Annotated in this window: 16 protein-coding genes and 2 pseudogenes; 11 read left to right on the top strand and 7 right to left on the bottom strand. The window is 65.9% G+C overall.

Annotation, left to right across the window (positions count from 1 at the left end):
• Positions 1 to 54: 54 nt before the first annotated feature.
• The 5 genes from ACIBBD_RS25605 to ACIBBD_RS25625 all read right to left on the bottom strand — a co-directional run bounded on the left by ACIBBD_RS25605 (position 55) and on the right by ACIBBD_RS25625 (position 4502).
• Positions 55 to 1260, bottom strand: coding sequence for a restriction endonuclease subunit S (locus ACIBBD_RS25605; RefSeq protein WP_399421872.1), 1206 nt, complete (start codon positions 1258 to 1260; stop codon positions 55 to 57).
• On the bottom strand, positions 1257 to 2768 hold the full coding sequence (locus ACIBBD_RS25610) for an N-6 DNA methylase (RefSeq protein ID WP_399421873.1): 1512 nt from the start codon (positions 2766 to 2768) through the stop codon (positions 1257 to 1259). Before ACIBBD_RS25610 ends, ACIBBD_RS25605 begins: the two co-directional genes overlap by 4 nt.
• Before the next feature lie 474 nt (positions 2769 to 3242).
• Positions 3243 to 3626, bottom strand: coding sequence for a hypothetical protein (locus ACIBBD_RS25615; RefSeq protein WP_399421874.1), 384 nt, complete (start codon positions 3624 to 3626; stop codon positions 3243 to 3245).
• Positions 3620 to 4048 carry an ATP-binding protein gene (locus ACIBBD_RS25620; RefSeq protein ID WP_399421875.1) on the bottom strand — a complete coding sequence of 143 codons (429 nt, stop codon included), beginning with the start codon at positions 4046 to 4048 and terminating at the stop codon, positions 3620 to 3622. Before ACIBBD_RS25620 ends, ACIBBD_RS25615 begins: the two co-directional genes overlap by 7 nt.
• Before the next feature lie 46 nt (positions 4049 to 4094).
• Positions 4095 to 4502 carry an NUDIX hydrolase gene (locus ACIBBD_RS25625; RefSeq protein WP_399422017.1) on the bottom strand — a complete coding sequence of 136 codons (408 nt, stop codon included), beginning with the start codon at positions 4500 to 4502 and terminating at the stop codon, positions 4095 to 4097.
• 109 nt (positions 4503 to 4611) lie between these two features.
• Between ACIBBD_RS25625 and ACIBBD_RS25630 the strand changes: the two genes are divergently transcribed.
• The 11 genes and pseudogenes from ACIBBD_RS25630 to ACIBBD_RS25680 all read left to right on the top strand — a co-directional run bounded on the left by ACIBBD_RS25630 (position 4612) and on the right by ACIBBD_RS25680 (position 13210).
• A complete protein-coding gene (locus tag ACIBBD_RS25630; RefSeq protein ID WP_399421876.1) occupies positions 4612 to 5400 on the top strand; it encodes a GntR family transcriptional regulator in 789 nt (262 codons plus the stop codon).
• 159 nt (positions 5401 to 5559) lie between these two features.
• Positions 5560 to 5916: pseudogene (locus tag ACIBBD_RS25635) on the top strand (hypothetical protein).
• A complete protein-coding gene (locus ACIBBD_RS25640; protein ID WP_399421877.1) occupies positions 5916 to 7292 on the top strand; it encodes an FtsK/SpoIIIE domain-containing protein in 1377 nt (458 codons plus the stop codon). The pseudogene ACIBBD_RS25635 and the gene ACIBBD_RS25640 overlap by 1 nt, the downstream one beginning before the upstream one ends.
• Before the next feature lie 61 nt (positions 7293 to 7353).
• Complete coding sequence (locus ACIBBD_RS25645) at positions 7354 to 8001, top strand: DUF2637 domain-containing protein (protein ID WP_399421878.1); 648 nt, start codon at positions 7354 to 7356, stop codon at positions 7999 to 8001.
• A 12-nt stretch (positions 8002 to 8013) separates the two neighbouring features.
• Positions 8014 to 8205, top strand: a complete 192-nt coding sequence (locus ACIBBD_RS25650; RefSeq protein ID WP_399421879.1) for a mobile element transfer protein — start codon at positions 8014 to 8016, stop codon at positions 8203 to 8205.
• Positions 8206 to 8220: 15 nt separating this feature from the next.
• A complete protein-coding gene (locus tag ACIBBD_RS25655) occupies positions 8221 to 8415 on the top strand; it encodes a hypothetical protein (RefSeq protein ID WP_399421880.1) in 195 nt (64 codons plus the stop codon).
• Positions 8416 to 8440: 25 nt separating this feature from the next.
• Positions 8441 to 8686, top strand: a complete 246-nt coding sequence (locus ACIBBD_RS25660) for a SpdD protein (RefSeq protein WP_399421881.1) — start codon at positions 8441 to 8443, stop codon at positions 8684 to 8686.
• Between the two features lie 162 nt (positions 8687 to 8848).
• Positions 8849 to 10129, top strand: a complete 1281-nt coding sequence (locus tag ACIBBD_RS25665) for a replication initiator (RefSeq protein ID WP_399422018.1) — start codon at positions 8849 to 8851, stop codon at positions 10127 to 10129.
• Positions 10122 to 10304, top strand: coding sequence for a helix-turn-helix domain-containing protein (locus tag ACIBBD_RS25670; RefSeq protein WP_399421882.1), 183 nt, complete (start codon positions 10122 to 10124; stop codon positions 10302 to 10304). Before ACIBBD_RS25665 ends, ACIBBD_RS25670 begins: the two co-directional genes overlap by 8 nt.
• Positions 10304 to 11346, top strand: a pseudogene (locus tag ACIBBD_RS25675) (tyrosine-type recombinase/integrase). Before ACIBBD_RS25670 ends, ACIBBD_RS25675 begins: the two are co-directional and overlap by 1 nt.
• A gap of 370 nt (positions 11347 to 11716) precedes the next feature.
• Complete coding sequence (locus ACIBBD_RS25680; RefSeq protein WP_399421883.1) at positions 11717 to 13210, top strand: PIN-like domain-containing protein; 1494 nt, start codon at positions 11717 to 11719, stop codon at positions 13208 to 13210.
• 23 nt (positions 13211 to 13233) lie between these two features.
• Here the strand turns inward: ACIBBD_RS25680 and ACIBBD_RS25685 are convergent, their stop codons facing one another.
• Both ACIBBD_RS25685 and ACIBBD_RS25690 read right to left on the bottom strand, forming a co-directional pair.
• A complete protein-coding gene (locus ACIBBD_RS25685; RefSeq protein WP_399421884.1) occupies positions 13234 to 13911 on the bottom strand; it encodes an AAA family ATPase in 678 nt (225 codons plus the stop codon).
• Complete coding sequence (locus ACIBBD_RS25690) at positions 13908 to 14666, bottom strand: GntR family transcriptional regulator (protein ID WP_399421885.1); 759 nt, start codon at positions 14664 to 14666, stop codon at positions 13908 to 13910. The genes ACIBBD_RS25685 and ACIBBD_RS25690 overlap by 4 nt, the downstream gene beginning before the upstream one ends.
• Between the last annotated feature and the right edge of the window lie 16 nt (positions 14667 to 14682).

Consider the following 14682-nt stretch of genomic DNA (forward strand, 5'->3'; position numbering starts at 1 on the left):
GACGGTCGGCGACCAGGTGATGTTTGGTGCAGCAACGCGCGGGCCTGTCAGGCTCTACGCGGCGGCTTCGTAATCCCAGAGAGTGCCGGAGAAGGCGCGCTGCTGTAGGGAGGCGAAGAGCTCGTCAAGGACGCCGAGATGGGTGTAGTGGGTCTTCCGCGCCCTGTCCACTCCGGTCAGCGCCGCGCGGAATTTCTCCTGCTCCGCGATCGGCGGCACGGGGATCTCCAACGCCGAGATCTCCTTGGAATTGATGTTGTACTGAACCGACGAACGGCGGGTGGCTCCGAGGAAGACCGACCGACCTCCGGGAGTCGCCAGCAGGGCCTGTACGTAGTACGGATTCGCCTTCATTGGATTGAACCGAAGACGTAGGATATGAGAGTCGAAGGCCCACTTCTCGTTTCCTGGCTCGGCGACGATAGCCTTTCCGAGATGTTCCTGTGTGGCAATAGCGCGCGCCATCAGGAGATCCCCCGTTGCGACTTCGTGTCGCTCGCCATCGTCGGGCGGCAGGGTGACGTACTTTCGGCTGGAGAGATCCAGGGACCAGTTCTGGATATTGGCCACGCGGATGCACAGGTGACCACTTTTTTGTTCGGTCGCCGGAATCATCGTCCCATAGCCGGGTTTGACGAGGAGGAGCGATCCGATCTTCTCCTGTCTCCATTTCCGTGGGTTGTGCGACGGGTCGCCGAACATGTCGAGGAACGTGGACCGGGTGAGTTCGTCGAGGAGGGCGATGGCCTTCAGGCGCTTAGCGCGCAGGCTGTCCACCTGATCCAGAACGGCAGCGATGCGCTTCTGTTCTGCCATGGAGGGCAAGGGGATCTCAAGTGCCTTGAGGATCCCTGAGTTGATGTTCACCTGTGCTACGCCGCTCGCTTTGCGTTTCAGCTCGGCGACCACACTGTCGAGGTAGCGCCGCAGATAGAGGGGCGAGAGTCTCGTCGGATTCTTGGGGATCACTCCGGCAATGGCCTGGTTCGTCGCAGCCTCAACACCCAAAGTGGCTGTTCTGCCGATGGTGGCGAAGATGGAGATCAGGACAGTCCCCGCGGGGAAAATCTTTGCGGCGCTCTCGTGTACGGCCCTGTCGCTGATCTTCTCCTCAGTGTCGACGATCTCACCTTGGAGCATGTCGCCGATCTTCACCCAGGGAATTGACCCGTTGAAGTACTCCGGAACGGAGCGTTTCGGAGTTCCGCCGGCCTGGATTCGGCAGACGTCCCCCAAGCTGACGCGCTTCCAGGACGTCATGCCAGCATCTCCCTCAGCTTCGCCGTGCCCGCTTCTATCTCCTTATTCAACTGCTCTAGGTCGTCCAGGATCCCCAACGGCGACCGAGAGGCCATCTCCTCGTGAACGATCTCTTTGTAGCGGTTCATCGACAAGTTGTAGCCCTGGGCAGCGACGTCGGACTTCGGCACACAGAAGCTCTGTTCTGTACGGGTTCGAGAGCGTTCATCGGTGGTGCGACGCTTCCAGCGGGCAAGAACGTCCGGGAGGTTGTTCCTGGTGTGTTCCTCAGTTGTTAGGCCGGTGGCGCGTGCACCCAGATGATCCTCGGGCAACAGTGGTGTGCGCTTGTCGTCCAGGCTGAAGCCGTCCGCTTGGACGTCATAGAACCAGACATCGTCCGTGCCACCGGAGTCCGTCTTCGTGAAGAAGAGGATGGCGGTGGAGACGCCGGCGTATGGCTTGAAGACGCCAGACGGCAGCTTCACCACTGCGTCGAGCTTCTGGTCCTCGACCAGCATGCGACGCAGTTCCTGATGCGCCTTTGTCGAGCCGAAGAGAACGCCGTCGGGGACGATCACCGCGGCCCGGCCGCCGGGCTTGAGCAACTTGAGGAAGAGAGCAAGGAAGAGGAGTTCGGTCTTCTTGGTCTTGACGACCTTCAGCAGGTCCGAAGAAGTCGTCTCGTAGTCGAGGCTGCCAGCAAAGGGCGGGTTCGCGAGGATCAGGGAGTAGCGGTCGGTTTCCTCGCCCGCGCTTTGCGAGAGGGAGTCGCGGTAGCGGATGTCAGGGCTCGCGACATCGTGCTGGAGCATGTTCATCGAGCCGATGCGGAGCATGGTCGAATCGAAATCGAACCCGTGAAACATGCTGTTGTTGAAGTGATTCTGGTTGTCGGCTTCGACCAGATCGTCCTTATGGACGCGCTGTACGTACTCGGACGCGGCAACTAGGAAGCCGGCCGTACCGCAGGCGGGGTCGCAGATCTCGTCACGCGGGTTCGGCTCGGTCATCTCGACCATCAACTGAATGATGTGCCGAGGCGTACGGAATTGCCCGTTCTGTCCCGCTGAAGCGATCTTTCCGAGCATGTACTCGTACAGGTCACCCTTGGTGTCCTTGTCCTGCATCGGGATGCCCTCCAGGAGGAGGACGACCTTGGACAGCAGGTTTGGCGTCGGGATCGTGAAGCGGGCGTCCTTCATGTGGTGCGAGTACGTGGAGCCCTCGCCGCCCAGCGCGCGCAGATACGGGAAGACCTTCTCGGCGACCGTCTCGTACATCTTCGCTGGCTCGGTGTCCTTGAGATTCTGCCAGCGCAGGTCCTGCTGATCAGGGTCGAAGAAGGGATTGGTGTCCGGGATGCCGCGCCGGGCCATCTTGTCCCTGACCGTCTGCAGTTCGTCCAGACGCCGGATGAAGAGTAGGTAGGTGATCTGCTCCATCACTTCTAGCGGGTTGGAGATCCCGCCCGACCAGAACGCGTCCCAGACGCGGTCAACCTTGCTCTTCAGCTCGCCTGTAATCACACGAGGGATCGTACTGCCCCGCACTGACCGTTATGGCAACTTCGAGGTCCCCTGGCAGACAGCGAGTGGCGGGTCAGTCGAGGATCGGAGCGGATCCTGGTGTCGAGATCGTTCCTGTCGGTACCTCCAGGGGCGGTGTAACGGCTCTGGGCGGGAGCCGCCATGGGGCGAGTGATCATGGCCCCGTAAGCTTGCGGCGCGTCGGACGGTCTGTGGACCTGCCCGGTAAAGCACGACGTTGGGGCCATGATCTGCGAGGCTCGCGCCAAAGTGGCTCCGTAAAGCCGCGGAGCCGACCGCCCCAGCCACGACGTACCCCTTCTCTGGCGTCAGGCGGCTGATTTGCGCTGAGCGCGGCACGGGCGCCGGCCGGGCTGGAGCGGGGCGGAGACATGAGCGCAGGCCCGGCCGGGGGCCGGGTCGCGCGCGGGGAGCGGAGCGAGCCGCACTTGAACCCGTAAAGAAAGTTGTAACTCAGTAGGTCGGGCGGGGCTTGAAGTCGTATGCGCAGCCGGGGAGGTTGGCGGCCTGACGGTGTGCGAGTGGTAGGGAGGGTGCCGGTCGGATGGTCCAGGTGATGCGTGTGTCGGCCTGGGTGATGGTCACCGTGCAGGGCTCGGCAAGTAGGAGGGCTCGTCGTGTTTCGATGCGGCCGTCGTACAACCACTCCCACGCCTCTTGCGATGCGTCGGGGTCCAGTGCCGGTGAGATGGTGCGCAGGGCCACCGCTACCCATCGGTCGGCCTGTGGTGCCGAGTACGCGTCGAGGGATGCTCGCAGCGCTGGCCCCGTCTCCTCGGTGAGGTCCTCGGTCCAGCACTCGCACCAGTAGCCCCACTGCGGCTTGTCCCTCAGCACAGGTGTCCTCCTGGGCGTGGGGTCGTGAAGAGTTCCGCGGTGACCGTGCGGCCGCCGTCAGTGTTGCGGACGACGATTCGGTGGGCGATCGCGTTGACCATGGCAAGGCCCCGGCCGTGCTCGGCGTCCTGGTCCTGGTGCTCGATCTTGGGGGCGGTGCCGGCGTTTCCGTCGTCCGTGACGGACAGGGCTACGACCTGTGGGGACACGGCCAGGGCCAGGTGGAAGCTGCCGGATGTGTGGCCGCTGGCTGTGTGGAGGATCGCGTTCGCGCTGAGCTCGCTCACGATCAGTTCGGCGTCCTCGGCGAGGGGTGAGCCGCGCAGGATGTCCCATGTCCAGCGGCGGGCTCTGCTGACCTCTTCCGGGAAACCTGGGCAAGAAAGCCCCCACACCCGGGCTGTACTCGTATACTCGTGCATACAAGTTTCTTCATGCTGGTAGGCCGCCATGTGCAGCGGGTTTGGGCTAGACGAGTTTCACGCCGTCGTGGGCGCGTATGGCTGGCGGGGACATCGCGTCGAGTGCGTCAAGGACGCGGATCGCGTATGCCTCGTCGGCGAGCTCGGAGACCTCTTCACGGTTTGCCCAGCGCAGGGCGCGGGTCTCGTCACCGGTGCTCGGGGTGCCGTCGGCGGCCTCGCAGCGGAAGACCAGAGAGACGATGAGGCCCGTCATGTTCTTGTAGACGCCGGTGAGGGTCGCGGGAAGCGCGATCTTGATGCCGGTTTCTTCGAGGACTTCTCGTTGCAGTGCCTCGGGGATAGTTTCCTCGCGCTCCAGGACGCCACCCGGGGGTTCCCAGTGACCGTTGTCGCGTCGCTGGATCAGGAGGGCCCTGCCCTGGTCGTCGACGACGACCCCGGCGACGCTCACGGAGTGCGGGCGTTCCATGCTCACGTTCCTCAGCCCTCTCGGATGGCTAGGCTCTCCACCGTAGCAACAAGACTCGCTCACTCGTCTAGATACCTAAAGGAGTACACACGTGCCCATTCTTCCTTCCGGCCTCCTCGGCGACCTGGACCCCACGAGTGATCGTGCGGTCTTCCGTCAGATCGCTGATCAACTGCGCGAGGCCATTGACCGTGGGCGGTTCAGAGAGGGCGAAAAGCTGCCCTCGGAGGCTGAGCTTGTCGATCATTACGGGGTTTCCCGGATGACCGTTCGAAACTCGTTTTCCATCCTTCAGGGTGAGGGCCTGGTCCACGCCGAGCACGGCAAGGGCGTCTTCGTGCGGCCCCGGCCGCCCGTGCGTCGGCTCGCCTCCGACCGGTTCGCCCGGCGGCATCGGGAGCAGGGCAAGTCCGCGTTCATCGTGGAGGCGGACGCGGCCGGCAGTCATCCGCAGGTCGACAGCCTTGAGGTCAAGGAAGAGAAGGCCAGTCAGGACGTCTCCACCCGTCTCGGGTCCGTGCGGCGGGTGCTGGCTCGTCGGCGCCGGTATCTCCTCGACGGGCGGCCCGTCGAGTTCGCCACCTCCTACTTGCCTCTCGACATCGCCCGGGGGACCCCTATCGCCGAGCCCAACCCCGGCCCCGGTGGCATCTACGCCCGCCTCGAAGAGCTGGGCCATCACCTCGGCCGCTTCGAGGAAGAGATCTGCGCCCGGATGCCCTCGCCCGCAGAGGTGAAGACGCTGCGGCTGGCCTCCGGCGTGCCCGTTATTCACCTGATCCGGACCGCGTACGACACCGAGGGGCGGGCCGTCGAGGTCTGCGACACAGTGATGGCGGCTGACGCCTACGTGCTGTCGTATCAGCTTCCGGCGACCTGACCGCAGGTCAGAGGTGGTGCGTGGGGGTGCTTCTCAGGACTCGTACACCTCAACAGGCATACTCGTATACACGAGTGGGCAAGTTGTGTGGCAAGGTGATCGCCGTGCCCTCGGGTTCGCAGATCGCATCTTGTATAGACGAGTAGATAGAAAAGTTCCTTGCGCACCATCCGTGTTGAGACCTCGGCCGCGACGATCCTCCTGACGGAGGCCCCTGAGCTCAAGGTCCGCGACCGGCAGACCGGCGAGATCGCCAAGGACGCCAACAGCGGCGAGGCGCTGATGACCATCGGCGTCGTCTTCATCGAGGAAGGCGAGTCCTAGCTCATCAAGGTCACCGTCCCCGGGAGCGGAGTCTCGGAAGGGCTGGCCCTCGGGGCACCGGTCTCGCTGCCGGGGCTCATCGCCCGGCTGTGGGAGTCCGTGTTCAACGGCCAGCAGCGCCACGGCATCGCCTACCGCGCCGCCGCCGTGACCCCGGCCGCCTTCCCGGCCACTACCGGGGCCGCTGCCTGATGAGCGACCTCGCAACGCTTGTGGAGGTGGGTGGTCCTGTCGCCGCACTCGGTGGCGGGGCCGCCTACGCCCGGGCCAACCATCCGGCGGTCTACTGGTCCGCAGTTGGCCTGCCGGTATCCACGCTCCGGCTGATGACCTCCTACGGGTCGGTCATGGAAGCATGTGGCCTGACCGTGGCGCCGTCCCGGCTGCGGGTCCTCGCCGTCAAGGCCACCACCCGCCGTGAGGTGCGGCCCGTGCCTCCGCGCCGTGGCGTCATCCGGCCCACCTCGACCGGGCTACGGCTTCGTCTCCGGCTCGCCCCGGGCCAGGAACCGGCGGACGTCGCTGCCTCGGCCGAACGGCTGCGGCACGCTTGGGGTGTTCACGCCGTGTACGTCACGACGGTCAAGCCGGGTGTGGTCGAGCTGCGGCTCGTCGGCTATGACGTCCTGCGGCAGGTGCGGATGCCCCGCAGGCTCGACAGCCCGTTCCTCACGGTGCCGGTGGCCCTCCGCGAGGATGCCACTCCCTTCCTGCGGGACTACCGCGCCGTTCCTCACCAACTCACCCTCGGCGCGACGCTGTCGGGCAAGTCCATGTACGTGCGCCACCTCATCTCCGGCCTCGCCCGCCAGGCGGTTGCGCTCGTCGGCATCGACTGCAAACGAGGCGTCGAGCTGGCGCCGTTCGCCTCGCGCCTGTCCGCGTTCGCCACCGACCAGGAGGAAGCCGCCGAGCTGCTGCCCGTACTCGTCAAGGAAATGGAGGACCGATACGACCTGATCAAGGCCCGGCAGGGCATCGCCCCCGACATCCCCGACGAGGAGATCACCTCCGACATCTGGGGCCTGCCCGAGAGCGAACGACCGGTGCCCGTCGTGCTGTTCGTCGACGAGGTGGCCGAACTATTCCTCACCGCCACGAAGAAGGACGAGGAACGCCGCGACGAGATGGTCACCCAGCTCATCCGCCTCGCCCAGCTCGGCCGCGCCGCCGGCATCTACCTGGAAGTCTGCGGCCAGCGCTTCGGCGCCGAACTCGGCAAGGGCGCCACCATGCTGCGCGCTCAACTGACCGGCCGCGTCTGCCACCGCGTCAACGACGAAGCCTCCGCCAAGATGGCCCTCGGCGACATCGCCCCCGAAGCGGTCCACGCCGCATGCGCCATCGCTCCCGACCGGCCCGGCCTGGCCGTCGCGGGCGACACCTCCGGTGGCTGGTCCCGCATCCGAACGCCATATCTGTCCCTGGGCGCCGCCGCTGACGTGTGCCGCGAGTCGGCGCACATGGTGCCCGACGTGCCTGCCCTCAAGCGGTTCAGGCCCGACATGCCCGTCCGGCCCGTCGAGGCTCCCAGTCCGGCCGTTCAACCGCACCCCGTGACCGACTGACCCTCGCCCACTCCCACGCCCGATCGGCGTGACCGCCTCGCGCCACGTCCCTACCCCTCCCATGCCCGGACCCGGAAGGAGCCGCACCGTGCGCGCCCACCTGGCCCGCGTTGACGCGGTGCTCGTCCAAGCCCTCATCGCCGCCGCACTGTCCTTCGCCCACCTCCACGACGTCGCCGTGGCGGCCGGACAGGACGGCTGGAAGGCGTGGGCCTACCCCGTCTCGGTTGACCTGCTGCTCGTCGCCGCCTGGCGCCGACTGCGTACCGGCAACGCCAAGACGGCCGCCTGGTGCTGGTTCGTCATCGCCCTCGCCGCGTCCCTCGGCGCCAACGTCGCAACCGCCGGCCTGCTCGACCTCGGCAACGTCCCGGCCTGGCTGCGCATCCTCGTCGCGGGCTGGCCCGCAGTCGCCTTCCTCGGCGGAACCCTCCTCGCCCACTCACCGCCCAAGACGGCCGACGACGTCGAGGTCATCGAGGACCAGGAGGACGAGCCCGAAACCGCCCTCGAAGCGCCCACCCCAACCTCCATCGAGCCACCGCTGGAACCCCCGCCCGTGCCGATCCCCGCCGCCCTGATCAACCACGCCCGCAAAGTCGCCGACGAGCACCACACCCGCACCGGTGCCCCCATCGACACGCCCACCCTCCGCGCGCGCCTCGGCGTCCCGGCCCCGATGGCCGACGCCATCGCCGCCCACCTCTGAAAGGAAACCCGCGTGAGCGCCCACCGCCGCTTCCGCAACGTCACCCGCATCGGCCCCGTCCAGGTCGGCACCGCCCACGACAACCGGGGCCGCGAGAAACACACCGCCGCCTGCACCGCCCCGCGCTGCAACTTCTCCGCCGACTACGACAGCCGCGCCGCCGCCGAACTCGCCGCCCGCACCCACCGCTGCCCCATCCGCTGAAAGGACCCCCATCCCGTGACCGTCAGCCTGCCGCTCGTCGTCGTCCTCGGCTTCTTCGCCTGGGGAGCGGTCAAGTTCGTCGGCGTCCGCGTCTGGATCGTCGTCCTGATCGCCCTCTTCGGCTTCTGGCTCTCGCACACGTTCCTCGCCCCCGCCATCGAGTCCGGCACCCGTTCCGGCGTGGACGTCATAAACGGCTCACATGCCTAGACGAGTAGATAAGGAGACCTCGACCGTGTTCCTGCCCAAGTACCCCGACGCCCCCACCCCGCCGCCCGCCCACACCCACACCCCGGCCGACCCGGCCCCTACCCGGCGCTCGCTCCCGTCGATCTCCGTCGATCAGAAGACGGTTGCGGCCGTCCTCGTGGGCGGCGTCGTCCTCACCGCGCTCCTGGCGGCCGTCGCCGTCACGGCCATCTCGGTGGCGGTCGCCGCCGTGGTCCTGCGCTCCCTGCTCCGCGACCAGCACCGCCGCTGATCACAGCCTGCTCACCGCTGGGGCGGCGCGACACGGCCAAGCATCCGCCGCCCCAGCGGCCCATCACTCCTGACCGAGCCAGTCAGAAGGAGAACAGCCATCTTCACCCGCACCACCCCGCCCCCGCTCCCGGAACTTGCCAACCTCGCCGCACACGGCACCCTGCCCGGTATCCTCCGGCAGCTCTCCGGACTCGGCGGTTGCACCAACCCCATCCGCCTCGACGGCCACCGCACCGAGTACGACATCGACACCACGACCGGCGAAATCGGCCGCGTCCTCCAGCACCTCGACTCCACCACCCTCCCGGCCGGCCAACTCCTCGTCCGCTGCAACAACCGCCGCACCACCCGCTGCGCGGCCTGTGCCGAGGTCTACCGGCGAGACACCTTCCAACTGATCACCGCCGGACTGCGCGGCGGCAAAGGCACCCCCGAACACGTCGCCGCCCACCCGCGCGTCTTCGCCACCCTTACCGCCCCCGGCTTCGGCCCGGTCCACAACCGTCGCACCGACGGCCGCCCCTGCCGCTGCGGCACCCACCACGACCAGGACGACACCGACCTCGGCACCGCGCTGGACCCGGACACGTACGACTACGAAGCGGCCGTGCTGTGGAACGCGCACGCCGGTGCCCTCTGGCGGCGCTTCTCCATCTACCTGCGCCGTGAGGTCGCCAAGCGCGCGGGCCTGTCTCAGCGCAGCCTCCGCGACCACGCCCGCGTCTCCTTCGCCACAGTCGCCGAGTACCAGAAGCGCGGCGCGGTCCACTTCCACGCCGTCATACGCCTCGACGGCCCCACCGGCGGCGACTCCCCGCCCCCGTCCTGGGCCACCGCCGAACTCCTCACCGACGCCATACGCACCGCCGCAGCCATGGCCCGCGTAGACGGCCCGACCATCGACGGACGCACCCACACCTTCACCTTCGGCCGCCAACTCGACGTCCGCACCATCCGATCCGCCGACTTCAGCGGAGGCCAGGAACTGACCGAACGGGCCGTCGCCGCCTACATCGCCAAGTACGCAACCAAAGGCGCAGAGACCGCGACGGGCGCGCTCGACCGCCCCCTGAAGTTCGCCGCCGAGCTCGCCCAGCTCGACATCAGCGAACACGCCCGCCGCCTCATCCGAACCGCCTGGGCCCTCGGCGCTCGCAAGGACCTGGAACACCTCCGCCTGCGCGCTTGGGCTCACATGCTCGGCTTCCGCGGCCACTTCTCCACCAAGTCCCGCCGCTACTCCACCACCCTCGGCGCCCTCCGCGACGCCCGCGCCGAATGGCGAGGAGCCCAAGCCGCCACCGTCGACACCGGACCCGAGACGACCTACGTCCTCGCCCACTGGGTCTTCGCCGGAACCGGCCTCTCCAACGCCGAAGCCTGGCTCGCCGCATCCCTCGAACCCGCCCCCGGAACCGAAGGAGAGCCCACCCGTGGCTGACGAAGAACTGCTGACGGTCCCCGACGTCATGGCCCGACTCAAGCTCGGCCGCTCCACGGTCTACGACCTCATCCGCTCCCGGCGCCTGCCCTCGCTCACCATCGGCCGGTGCCGCCGCATCCCGGCGTGGGCTGTCCGCGACTACATCACCAACGAACTGGAGGCGGCCGCCTGATGGCCCAGCAACGCAAGCGCAACCCCAACGGGGCGGGCACCATCACCAAGCGGTCTACGTGCTCCAGCCGGACGGCACCCGTGCTCGCAAGTTCGCCTACGGCAAGACGTGGGCGGAGTGCGACGCCAAGCGCCGTGAGCTGCTCGACAAGGTGGACCAGGGCGTTCCTGTGCCCACCACGTCCGCCAAGCTCTCCGAGTGGCTGCCGTACTGGCTGGACAACGTCATCAAGCCCCGGCGGAAGCTCGCCGACGTGCGCAGGTTCCTGGTCCGCCTGGAGAAGGAGACCACTGCCGCAACCGCCAAGGAGTCGCACCGAGTTCTGCGGTCGGCGCTGTCGTCCGCCTGCCGCGAGGAACTCATCACACGGAACGTGGCCAAGCTCGTCGAGCCGCCCCGCACCGACAACCGCGAGCTGAAGCCCTGGACCCTCGACGAGACGCTCGACTTCCTCGCGGCCTCCCGCAAGGATCCGCTCTACGCGGCCTTCGTGCTCGCCATCGCCATGGGCCTCCGCCGGGGTGAGATCGTCGGCCTTCGCTGGTCTGACCTCGACCTCGACAACCGCGTCCTCTACGTCCGCCAGCAGATGCAGCGTCGCCGTGGCGTCCTCTACGACGACGACCCGAAGAGCCGTCGTCGCCGTGCGGTCCCGCTGCCCGCTCTCTGCATCGCGCCCCTGCGCTGGCACCGTATGCGGCAGGCGGCTGCCCGTGCGAAGGCGGGGGAGGGGTGGCAGGAGTCGGCGTACGTCTTCACCACTCGGACCGGCCGCCCGGTCGAGCCGCGCAACCTCTACCGCTCCTTCACCCGCGTCGCCGAGTCCGCTGGCCTCCGGGTGATCCGGCTGCACGATGCTCGCCACGGAACTGCGACCCTCCTCACGGCGGCCGGAGTCGCGCCCCGCGTCGTGATGGAGATCCTTGGCCACTCACAGATCAGCATCACCATGGACGTGTACACGCACGTCGTCCAGGACACCCAGCGCGAAGCCATGAGCCACATGGACCGGCTGCTCAGGAGACGCCCCGGTCGACAGTGACCGCCCTCGTTGATGTCAGCCGTGGATGTCAAAGGCCCGTCACCTCCGAAATTTCGGAGGTGACGGGCCTCTGAGCTGGTGCCCCCGGCAGGATTCGAACCTGCGACACCCGCTTTAGGAGGTCTTTCTGCCGTCGACCCGTCCACGAGCAGAACCAGCCTTCCCAGCCCACGTAGTGCGTGACAGTGCCTTGGCGTATGACGCAGTCCACCGGTGTTGCCGTCAACGACTGCCGTCGGTGGTCGCCGACATCCGAGCGGTCGATGCGCGCTGGTCGCTGACGGGAGAGCGTCACCGTCATCTGGCTGTCGATGCTGACGGTCTCATGGAAGACTGATCACTCCGCTCGGAACGTCAGGCAGGGGGATCAGTGACGAAGGAAGCGGAACCGGGAGCGGTATCCGACGGCACGTCAGCACGCGGTATCTACGACTGTGACGACGCCTACCGCACACCTTCGCAATCCGATTATGAGCGGCTCTTCAGGTCTGGCGTCATCGTCCTCGACACGAACGTCCTAATCAACCTCTACCGCTCCAACGAGCGCACCCGAAAAGACACTTTTGCGGTCTTGCGTCAACTGAAAGAACAAATCTGGATTCCGCATCAAGTCATCACGGAGTTTTGGCGCAATCGGGATCTCCCTTCTGTGCGCGGCCACCACAAAGCCAAGGCGCGAGATGCCTGTTCGGCTCTAGATAAAGCAGCACGATCCACCAAAGACGCCTTGGACCGCTGGCTGAAGGACGTGCACCTAGTCAACGATAGTGAAGCCAACCACAAAGTTGATGAAGCCAGGGATTCGATAGCTCACACGTTGGCGGCCTTGAAGCGGTTCATCGAGGAGCAAGCGAGGAAAGACGCCCTAGAGGGGACTGCGTCAACGCAGACCGATCCTATTCTGCTCGAACTGGAACCACTCCTGGATGGCAGGATTGGGGATCCGTTTTCCCGAGAGGAATATGAAGTCGCCGTCAGAGAAGCCGCGAGGCGAGCTGACGAAAAGATTCCTCCCGGATATGAGGACATCGCCAAAGAGTCAGACCGGGCAGCGGGCGATTACTTGGTGTGGGCTCAACTGCTAGAGGAGGCCAGTCGGCGTCAAAAGGACGTTCTCCTGGTCACCGGAGACGTGAAGGAAGACTGGTGGGTGTCTTCTCACGGCCAGGGGCCTGCTCGGCCCAGGACTGAGCTGCGAGTCGAGCTAAGGCGGCGTGCGGGAGTAGAGCTGTTTATGCTCACCCCCAGCCAGCTCCTCACTCAGGCTGACCGTGTTTACGGGTTGAAGGTGGATCAGCGATCCGTCAGTGACCTGGCTACCAACGAATATGTCGGCCCGGCCGAATGGCTTCCCAGGTCGTTGATCGCGACCCTTCCGCGATGCCTCTCACATGCACACGAAATGGCCAAACGGTCGGTCGAATTGACTACGGGCAAAGCTGTGCATTACGGCAGAGCTATGCATATGGCGCTTCTGAGAACGCTTATTGAAGTCGCGGAAGAGTTCGGTGGCACCACGGCACACATGAAGCAAGGAACATATCCGGTAGTAGGTAACTGCGTACTAGTTCCGCTGAGGTACTCGACACATCAAGCGTCTCTCGATCACGCGCTGGGCTACCTAAATAGCGACGGCTCTATTCACAAGGCTGTAGCTAGTTGGCTCAGGCGGTCATTGAGCGACGCCGAACAACCCCCATTGGACATCCCTGGGCTGATGCCTCCGAGACCTCCCTTCAAGCCCGTGTTGCTCGCCTACACGTCGAATTGGGAGGACGGAGTTGAATCAGCCTCTCTGGGGACGCTCCGGGTAGACCCTGAAGGGGGCTTCGGATGGGAGCATGTAGAAGATCTATACGGTTGAAATGCACATCAGGCGGCCCGAACTCAAGGGCGGCCGTTACCTAGAGCTGCAATTACATCCGCAGGATCGCCGTTGTACGTGAGATGCGGTTCGTCAGACTGCGGAGGGACGAAGCGCGTTCGGTATCGACGCAGATCACTCTCGGAGAAGTAGATCGAGTTGGGATCGTGTGCGTGGGCTTCGTTGCGCTTGCTGATCCTTGCCCAAAGTTCGTCGTGACTCGCTTCGAGATACACGAGGACGGGGGTTGCACCGGCATTCCTAGCGATGGCTCGCCACCGGGCGCGGTCATCGGGTGTCCAGAAGCCGTGGTCGACTACAACGTCGTGGCCTGACTGAAGTAGCTGCCGCAGTTCGACCGCCACGTCTTCAAGGACCGGGCGCTCCAGGGTCGGGAAGGTGCCCCTGGGGAAGTCCACGCCGTACACCCCGTGGCGCCGATACATCTCTTCGTCTGGGCACAAGCGTACGAAGCTGCGATCGGTGAGCGCTCGGGAAAGGGTGGTCTTGCCGGAGCCGGGGAGGCCGGCCATGAGGACGCAGAACGGAGGGTGTGTGGGCATCGGCTTCGTCAGGGTCTGAGAGATCACCGAGATCTCTGCTTTGGCTTCGGGGGAGAGTCGTCCAGTACGGCGAGCAGTGAGGAGAGTGCCCATGCGGTCTTCGAGCACGCTCAGAAGCGTGTCGTCGATGGTTGTCACTGGGACACCTCAGATTCCGTTCGCCAGGTACGACCGGGGCCTCCGAGGTCCACGCCGTACTCCACGACGTTGCCCTCGCTGTCGATGAACTTGGCCGTCATCACGACCACGGGTTCCGTCGGCGGATTCTGGGGGTCCAGATCCAAGAGCCGTGCATCATCTGCAGTCAGCAGGCGCGCTGAGGCGGTGTCGATCCGATGAGTGATCGGTAGGCCCGTCGCTTCGGCGATGAGCTGGAGCGATGTACCACCTGCCAGTCGCTCGCTCACCGCCAACTGCGGGATGAGCTTCCCGTACTGAGCCGGAATCCACGACGTGCTGTGCGCGACGATGCCGTGTCGGTCCCTGTACACCCGGCGCCGGCGGATCACGTCGGAACGCTGCTCGATGCCTAGCGCCTGTGCCACGTCTGGAGGGGCAGGCACTACAGCGGCCTCGTGTGAGTCGGACCTTTCCCCGGAGCCCCAGCTTGAGCCGGTACGGCGGCCCCGGTCCTGTCGCTGAGATCCCGAGGACATGGGAGCCGGGCGGTCCAGAACTTCCGTCCCGATCCCATGAATGCCCCTGACCAGGCCCTCATTCCGCAGCTTGCGCAGTGCCTTCTCAGCGGTGGCGGTGCTCACCCCCCACTCTTCCGAGAGGTTCTTGATGCTCGGCAGGAGTGATCCCGGCGGTAGCTGACCGGACTCGATCAGCTCCGTGTAGTGGGCGGCAATCTTCGCGTACGGCGCCCGATTGTCGGCCTGACCGGCCATGTCGTCAGCTCCCTCA

The organism is Streptomyces sp. NPDC051315 (assembly GCF_044455165.1).
Classification (GTDB): Bacteria; Actinomycetota; Actinomycetes; order Streptomycetales; family Streptomycetaceae; genus Streptomyces.